At 61.3% G+C, this 7,177-nt stretch carries 6 protein-coding genes; 2 read left to right on the plus strand and 4 right to left on the minus strand.

The features are described from left to right. Positions 1 to 33 precede the first annotated feature (33 nt). Positions 34 to 1,335, plus strand: a complete 1,302-nt coding sequence (gene paaK / locus B9Z47_RS16185) for a phenylacetate--CoA ligase PaaK (RefSeq protein WP_108332251.1) — start codon at positions 34 to 36, stop codon at positions 1,333 to 1,335. A gap of 121 nt (positions 1,336 to 1,456) precedes the next feature. Here the strand turns inward: paaK and B9Z47_RS16190 are convergent, their stop codons facing one another. The 4 genes from B9Z47_RS16190 to B9Z47_RS16205 form a co-directional block, all read right to left on the minus strand. Beyond that, complete coding sequence (locus B9Z47_RS16190; protein ID WP_108332252.1) at positions 1,457 to 3,214, minus strand: M61 family metallopeptidase; 1,758 nt, start codon at positions 3,212 to 3,214, stop codon at positions 1,457 to 1,459. 76 nt (positions 3,215 to 3,290) lie between these two features. Further along, on the minus strand, positions 3,291 to 3,746 hold the full coding sequence (locus B9Z47_RS16195) for a DUF3429 domain-containing protein (protein WP_108332253.1): 456 nt from the start codon (positions 3,744 to 3,746) through the stop codon (positions 3,291 to 3,293). Further along, positions 3,743 to 4,459, minus strand: coding sequence for a DsbC family protein (locus tag B9Z47_RS16200; protein ID WP_108332254.1), 717 nt, complete (start codon positions 4,457 to 4,459; stop codon positions 3,743 to 3,745). The genes B9Z47_RS16195 and B9Z47_RS16200 overlap by 4 nt, the downstream gene beginning before the upstream one ends. A gap of 34 nt (positions 4,460 to 4,493) precedes the next feature. Beyond that, positions 4,494 to 5,681, minus strand: coding sequence for an FAD-dependent monooxygenase (locus B9Z47_RS16205; protein WP_108332255.1), 1,188 nt, complete (start codon positions 5,679 to 5,681; stop codon positions 4,494 to 4,496). Positions 5,682 to 5,838: 157 nt separating this feature from the next. Here B9Z47_RS16205 and ychF point away from each other — a divergent pair, with 157 nt between their 5' ends. Then, positions 5,839 to 6,930, plus strand: coding sequence for a redox-regulated ATPase YchF (gene ychF / locus B9Z47_RS16210; RefSeq protein WP_108332256.1), 1,092 nt, complete (start codon positions 5,839 to 5,841; stop codon positions 6,928 to 6,930). Positions 6,931 to 7,177 lie beyond the last annotated feature (247 nt).

A 7,177-nucleotide genomic window follows, 5' to 3' on the forward strand; every position in this document is an offset into this window, starting at 1 on the left:
AGCCCCCATTGATTTTTGATTTCGGAGTCACACATGACTGAAAAAGCCTTCCCCCTGGAGCCGATTGAAAAGGCCAGCATCGACGAGCTGCGCAGCCTGCAGCTCAAGCGCCTGCAACAGACCTTGCAGCATGCCTATGCCAATTCGCCGGTGTACCGCGCCAAGTTCGACGCCGCAGGCGTGCACCCGGACGACTGCAAAACGCTGGCCGACATCGCCAAGTTCCCCTTCACCACGAAGGCCGACCTGCGCGACAGCTACCCGTTTGGCATGTTCTCCGTGCCTCGCGAAAACTGCGCCCGCATCCACGCATCGAGCGGCACCACCGGTAAACCCACGGTGGTGGGTTACACCTTGAAAGACATCGACACCTGGTCCACCGTGGTGGCCCGCAGCATCCGTGCAGGCGGTGCCCGGCCCGGTGACATGGTGCATGTGAGTTATGGCTACGGCCTGTTCACCGGCGGCATGGGCGCGCACTACGGTGCCGAAAAACTGGGCCTCACCGTCGTGCCTTTTGGCGGCGGCCAGACCGAGCGCCAGGTGCAGCTGATTCAGGATTTCAAGTCCAGCATCATCATGGTCACGCCCAGTTACATGCTGGCGATCGCCGATGAATTCGAGCGCCAAGGCATCGACCCCAAGACCAGCTCTTTGCGTATCGGGATTTTCGGGGCCGAGCCTTGGACCAACGACATGCGCGCCGCCATTGAAAAACGCATGGCCATCGACGCGGTGGACATCTATGGCCTGTCCGAAGTCATGGGGCCGGGCGTGGCCAGCGAATGCATCGAAACCAAGGACGGCCCAACCATCTGGGAAGACCATTTCTACCCCGAGATCATCAACCCCGAGACCGGTGAGCCTGTGGCTGACGGCGAGATGGGCGAGCTGGTGTTCACGAGCCTGACCAAGGAAGCGTTGCCCATCATCCGCTACCGCACGCGTGACCTCACGCGCCTGCTGCCCGGCACCGCCCGCACCATGCGCCGCATGGAAAAGATCACCGGCCGCAGCGACGACATGATGATCATCCGAGGCGTGAACGTGTTCCCCAGCCAGATCGAAGAATTGATCTTGAAGCGTGCCGAGCTGGCGCCGCATTACCAATGCGTGTTGACCCGCGAAGGCCCAATGGACGATTTGAAGGTCGTCATCGAGACCAAGCCCGGCGTGTCACCCGAGAGCATCGAAGCCCGCGCTGCTGCCAAGATGCTGCAGCACGAGATCAAGGTGTTCATCGGCTCCAGCGTGGCGATCGAGCTGAAGGCTGAGGGTGGCGTCGAACGCAGCCAGGGCAAGGCCAAACGTGTGGTGGATTTGCGTCAGAAATAAGTGTGCCGTGAGGGCTGTCTGCGTCGCCGCAGCCCGAGGGCTCCAGGCCAGGGCGTGGCTTCAGCTCTGACCGAGGTCTGCCGCAACGAGCGCCATGCCCGAAGCAGCTGATTTGCAATGATCACACCCCAGGCCAGCCTGTTTTGTGATCCGAAGGCAGAGCCAGTTTCCAGCCACTGGATTGCTCTGGCACCTTCAAGGGCAAGCGCAACAAGCGTTTGTCGCGTGAGACCAGCGCCACCAGCTGATGCGCTTTGCCCAGCAGTGCGGGCAGGTCGTCCAGTTTGTTCAAGCGCCAGCTGGTACTTTGGCCTTTGGCTCCCACGTCCAGCCCCAGCCATTCGTCGCCAGGGGCCAGACCGGCGGTTTCGGCGGCGCTGCCGCGCAGCACGCCCTTGATTTGCACGCTGCCCCCGACTTCGCTCACGCGCAGGCCCAGGCGCTGGGCCATGGAAGAGATGTCGGCTTCGATGGTGACACCGTGCGCCGTCAGACATTCGCGCAGTGGCAGGTCTTGCGTGCTGTGCACCCAGGCGTTGATTTCAGGCTGCCAGCTGCGGCCCGTGAGGGCCTGCAGTTCGTCCAGCAGGTCTTGCTCGCGCATCGGGCCACCCTTGCAGCGTTTCCACAGGCCACGCATCACGTTGTCCAGCGTCTGGTTTTCTTTGCGCAATGACAGGTCCAAGCACAGCGCCACCAAAGAGCCCTTGGTGTAGTAGCTCACGGTGGCGTTGGGGGTGTTTTCGTCTTGTCGGTAGTACTTCACCCAGGCGTCAAAGCTGGCCTGGGCCACGGTTTGCACATGGCGGCCCGGGGTTTGCTGCACCTGGGCGATGGTTTTGCCCAGCAGCTTGATGTAGGTGGCGTCGTCAATCAGTCCCGCGCGGCGCAGCAGGATGTCGTCGTAATAGCTGGTGAAGCCTTCAAAAAACCACAGCAACGGCGTGTAATTTTCTTGCGAGTAGTCGTAGCGTGCCAAAGCGTCTGGGCGCAGTTGCTTGACATTCCAGGCGTGGAAGTATTCGTGGCTGATCAGGCCCAACAAGGTGGTGTAACCCTCGTTGGTGCGCGGGCTGGCTTGGCGGGGCAGGTCGGCGCGGTTGCAGATCAAGGCGGTGCTGTTTTTGTGCTCCAGCCCGCCGTAGCCGTCGTGCACGGCGTTCAGCATGAACAGGTAATTTTTGTGCGGGGCTTTGCTGCCCGCTTGTTTGCCCGTGCCGTGCCAGAAACGGATTTCGGTTTCACAGATTTTTTGCGTGTCGGCCAGCAGACGGTCGCCGTCAAACGAGGGCAGAGCACCCGCCACCACAAAACGGTGCGGGATGCCGCAGGCCACGAAGCTGCCGCTCCAGAATGCACCGAGCTCCACCGGGCAGTCCACCAGCTCATCGTAGTTGGCGGCTTGGTACAGGCCAAAGCCGTGCTTGTCGGTTTTGACAGGCATGAGGCCCGTGGCGGCCTGCCACTCGGGCTGACCTTGAATGGCTTGCAGCTGCAAGTGATGCGGCGCGTGTTCTTGACCGTGCACCCGCAGGCACAGGCTGGTGCCATTGAAAAAACCGCGCTGGTTGTCCAGCCAGGCGGTGCGCACCGAGTTGTCAAAGGCATAAACCTCGTAGCTCAATACCAGGGGCTGGTCTGCCTTGCAGGTGATATCCCAAGTGCATTTGTCACGCTGTGCCACGGTCACTGTGCGGCGCCCCTGTTTGGCCGTCAGGTGTTGCAAATTTTTAGCAAACTCGCGCACCAGGTAACTGCCGGGAATCCACACCGGCAGTGACACGGTCTGGGTGCTCTGGGGTTGGGTGATTGTCAGGGTGACACGAAACAGATGCGCATGCAGATCGGCGGCTTCAACGGTGTACAGCAAATGGGTCATGGTGAAAGGGGTGGAGAGGGGCTTTGACCCCGATGGACAGGGGCAAGTACCGCCCCTCTCGTTCAAGCTGTCATGCTCAGGTGGCGCCTGCAGCCAAAAAGCAGCTGAGCGATGCCACGATGGTCAATTGCAACCGCATGGGCAGCCAAGGGGCCAGCCCGGCGGCAGGCCAGGTGCGACGGTCCATCAGGTAACAGCCGATCAGCACGAAGCCCAGCAAAGGCAGGCCGGCATAGGCGGGCATCATCACTCCCACCCAGGCCAAAATCGAGGGTGCGACACCCCAGGTGAAATGGATTTTGGGCGCGTTGGGCATGATCAGGGCATTGCGAAAACCCACTCCCCAGTGAATGCCGCCCAGAAAGGACACGATCACCGCGCCGTAGCCTTGCATGGCCAGCGCCACATAGGGGTGCAGGTCGGGTCCGACCAGCCACAGGCACAGGGCCAAAAAGACAAACGGAATCAGGCCGGCGTAGCCCAGGCGGCGGATCAGGGCCCAGGTGATGTCTTCGGTGCGTGGTGTGTTCATTTGATTTCAGCCAGCATTTTTTCGACTTGGGCCATGGGCACAGCACCGGGCACGCGGGTGCCGTCGGCAAACAAGATCATGGGCGTGCCGGTGATGCGTTGCTTTTTGCCGAAATCCACCACGGTGTCGATGGCCGAGGCGTCACAGTTGGCGGTGGGGGGCGTGGTGCCATTGATCATCCAGTCGTTCCAGGTCTTGGCCTTGTCTTTGGCGCACCAGATGTTTTTGGCTTTGGTTTTGGAGTCCTCGCCCAGGATGGGGTAGAGGTAGTGGTAAATGGTCACGTTGTCCAGTTTTTGAAGGTCTTTTTCAAAGCGTTTGCAATAGCCGCAATTGGGGTCTGCAAACACCGCCAGTTTGCGTTTTCCGTTGCCGCGCACTTGGGTGAACGCGGTTTTCTGGGGCAGTTGGTCAAACGGGATGGCCGAGAGTTTTTCCATGCGCTCTTCGGTCAGGTTGCGCTTTTGGCGCACGTCGATCAGCGTGCCCTGGATCAGGAAATTGCCTTCGGCGTCGCTGTACATCACGTCGTTGCCCATGCGCACTTCATACAGTCCGTTCATCGGCGTTTTGCTGATCTCGTCGATCTTGGGCAAATTGCTCAGACGGTCGCTCAGGTTTTTGCGGATGGTCGCTTCCTGGGCCCAGGCGGAGCCCAGCGTCAAGGTGGTGGTGGCCACGATCAGGGCCAGTTTGGAGAGGACAAACTTCATCGGTGAGCTTTCGGGTTCGGTATCAGTGAGGGGGTCAGCCGGGTTTCTTGGCGCCGTGTGCCTTGTGCGCATCGTCTGTTTGGCCCATGGCGTGTTGCGTCATCCAGTGTTTGATGGGGCCGCTGCGGTCAAAGCCGCGCATGCCCCAGTTGCGCAGGTTTTGCCAAATCGGGCCGGGCTGTGCAAACAGCCGCTGCAGGCCATCGGTCACCAGGCCCATGGCCTGCACGTCGGCCTGCCGCGCGCGTTCGTATCGGCGCAGCAGTTTCAGGTCGTGCAAGGGACGCCAGAATTCCTTGGCCCCGATCACACGCACCAGCTCGGCGGCATCGGCCAGGCCCACGTTCAGGCCTTGGCCAGCCAGCGGGTGCAGGGCGTGCGCGGCATCGCCTGCCAAGGCAAAAGACTGCTTGGTGGCACCAGGCATGGCACCCATCCAGCGCTGGGCGCGGGCCAGTTGCAGCGGCCACACGGCGCGCTCGGCCGACAAGGTCATCATGCCCAAGGCCAGACCGCAGGCCTGGCCCAGTTCGGTGGCAAAGGCCTCGGCAGGCAAAGCCATCAGTTCTTGTGCGCGCAGCGGATGCACGGACCAGACCAGGGCAACTTCGCGTCCACCTTCGCCGCCCAAAGGCAGCAAGGCCAAGATTTCGGCTTGCGGCTGCGACAGGCCCGGCGCATGGCTCCAGCCAAACCACTGGCGGGCGATGCCCTCATGGGGGCGTTCACACACCAGGCGGGTGGCCACCGCGTGCTGCTCGTAATGCGAGATGTCAAAGCCCACGCCCAGATCGGCGCGGGTCTGGCTGGCGCGGCCTTCGCACACCACGGTCAGTGGCGCGGTCACCGGGGCGTTGACCACTTCAATCTGTGGCTGAAACTGCACGGCAGCGGCCAGTCGCGCTTCGAGCACTGGCACGTCCACCATCCAGTTGAGCTCGCCTACGCCTTGTTCCTGAGCGCCAAAGCTCAAATGACCCCCATGGTCACCCCAAACCTGCATTCGGTGTACGGGCGTGACGGCCGGGCTGTCTGGCCAGCAGCGCAAGTCCTGCAGCAACTCTTTGGCTGCGCCATTGAGCGAGTAGGCCCGCACGTCCGGGTGAGCAGGTGCAGGCGATGCGACCAAAGCCACGTTCAGCCGTTCACGCGCCAGCAGCAGGGCCAAAGTGCGGCCTACGATGCCAGCGCCGCGAATGCAAATGTCAGGGGGTAAAGCCATGTCGGCATTGTAGGATGCGGCGCATTTCGCGCCGGGCGACAGGACTTTGCAGGGGATACGGTCTTCGCGCTGGGCAGTCTGTGCCTGGCCCAGCCTCGTGCAAGCGGGCTGACCCGTTAAAATCGCCGGTTATCTCCCGAATCATCGAAAGCCTTCCATGAGCCTCAAATGCGGCATCGTGGGTTTGCCCAACGTTGGCAAATCCACCCTTTTCAACGCCCTGACCAAAGCCGGCATTGCCGCCGAGAACTACCCTTTTTGCACCATTGAGCCCAACACCGGCGTGGTCGAGGTGCCCGATCCGCGCTTGCAGCAGTTGGCCGAGATCATCACGCCCGAGCGCATCGTGCCCGCGATTGTCGAGTTTGTGGACATTGCTGGCCTGGTGGCCGGTGCCAGCACGGGTGAAGGCCTGGGCAACAAGTTTTTGGCCCACATCCGTGAGACGGACGCCATCGTCAACGTGGTGCGCTGCTTTGAAGACGACAACGTGATCCACGTGGCCAACAAGGTGGACCCGATTGCCGACATTGAGGTGATTCAGACCGAGCTGTGTCTGGCCGACCTGGCGGCGGTGGAAAAAGCCATTCACCGCGTGAGCAAAATCGCCCGTTCCGGCGACAAGGAAGCCGTCAAGCAAATGGCGATCCTGGAAAAGTGCCAGACCGCCCTGAACGACACCCAGCCGGTGCGCACCATCGACTTCAGCAAAGAAGAGCGCGCCGAGCTCAAGCAGTTCTTCTTCATCACAGCCAAGCCCGCCATGTTCGTGGCCAACGTGTCCGAAGACGGCTTCGAGAACAACCCCTTCCTCGACCGCCTGAAGGCCTTTGCCGCCAAGCAAAACGCGCCCGTGGTGGCCATTTGCGCCAAGATCGAAGCCGAACTGTCCGAGATGGACGATGCCGATCGCCTGGAATTCTTGCAGGAAATCGGCCAGGACGAACCCGGCCTGAACCGCCTGATCCGCTCGGCTTACGATTTGTTGGGCCTGCAAACCTACTTCACCGCGGGCGTCAAGGAAGTGCGTGCCTGGACCATCCACAAAGGCGACACCGGCCCGCAAGCCGCTGGCGTGATCCACACCGACTTTGAAAAGGGCTACATCCGCGCCCAGACCATCGCATTTGACGACTTCATCGCCTTCAAGGGCGAGCAAGGCGCCAAGGACGCGGGCAAGATGCGCGCCGAGGGCAAAGAATATGTGGTCAAGGACGGCGATGTGATGAACTTCCTGTTCAGCTCCTGATCTGCTACACACTGCAAAAAAACCGCTCCCATGTGAGCGGTTTTTTTTTCGGGTGCGCCCAGCATGGGCGCACACCTGCGGGTGCAAGTCCCGCTGCGAGCTGGTCACAGTGAGCAAAGCGAAGCGCAACTGCGTGAGGGCGACCGAGCGTGGGAAGGAAGCGTGGAGCGTAAATCGTGAGCCGATGAACAAGAACCGCATAGAAGGCGTTGCCAAGCAGGGCGAGCAGGCCCATTACTGCAAAGCT

The sequence above is a fragment of the Limnohabitans sp. 2KL-1 genome, assembly GCF_003063435.1.
Lineage (GTDB): Bacteria > Pseudomonadota > Gammaproteobacteria > Burkholderiales > Burkholderiaceae_C > Limnohabitans_A.

Bases quoted from the DNA above. Each gene is read 5' to 3' on its own strand.
- paaK (WP_108332251.1), top strand. From the start codon at position 34: ATGACTGAAAAAGCCTTCCCCCTGGAGCCGATTGAAAAGGCCAGCATC.
- B9Z47_RS16190 (WP_108332252.1), bottom strand. From the start codon at position 3,214: ATGACCCATTTGCTGTACACCGTTGAAGCCGCCGATCTGCATGCGCAT.
- B9Z47_RS16195 (WP_108332253.1), bottom strand. From the start codon at position 3,746: ATGAACACACCACGCACCGAAGACATCACCTGGGCCCTGATCCGCCGC.
- B9Z47_RS16200 (WP_108332254.1), bottom strand. From the start codon at position 4,459: ATGAAGTTTGTCCTCTCCAAACTGGCCCTGATCGTGGCCACCACCACC.
- B9Z47_RS16205 (WP_108332255.1), bottom strand. From the start codon at position 5,681: ATGGCTTTACCCCCTGACATTTGCATTCGCGGCGCTGGCATCGTAGGC.
- ychF (WP_108332256.1), top strand. From the start codon at position 5,839: ATGAGCCTCAAATGCGGCATCGTGGGTTTGCCCAACGTTGGCAAATCC.